Source organism: Paenibacillus xylanexedens (assembly GCF_007676705.1).
Taxonomy (GTDB): Bacteria; Bacillota; Bacilli; order Paenibacillales; family Paenibacillaceae; genus Paenibacillus; species Paenibacillus xylanexedens_C.
Genome location: NZ_VEBF01000101.1, coordinates 1 through 332 on the forward strand (window position 1 = coordinate 1; position 332 = coordinate 332).

Here is a 332-nt window from a genome sequence, read left to right on the forward strand (position 1 = left end):
ATAAATCGGGTAAGGAAAAAGGAGGTTGTTGCTTGGAGGTGGTTTTTTGGTATTGAGAAAAGGGATGTTGAATAGGGTGATTAAGATGTGGATGGGGGGGGGATGGGGGTTGGGAGGTAGGAATTGGAGATAAGGGTGAGGGAAAGGGGGGGCATTGGGTGTTAGGTTATGAATGTGATGAGTTGTTTTGAAAGGTATTAAGAATGGCCTTTAGAAAGCGTGGGAAAAAGTTGGGGAGTTTGAATGTGTAAAATTTGATAATTGAGGGTCGGCATCATGCTGATGGGTGGGGGGTATGGTATGGTGGAGGGGTTGTTTACCTCAAAGACGAG

The 332-nt window shown here is 45.5% G+C and carries 1 protein-coding gene; it reads right to left on the reverse strand.

From position 1 onward, the window contains the following. Positions 1-166: 166 nt before the first annotated feature. Positions 167-262, reverse strand: coding sequence for a stage V sporulation protein M (locus FS628_RS33195; protein WP_222125319.1), 96 nt, complete (start codon positions 260-262; stop codon positions 167-169). Positions 263-332 lie beyond the last annotated feature (70 nt).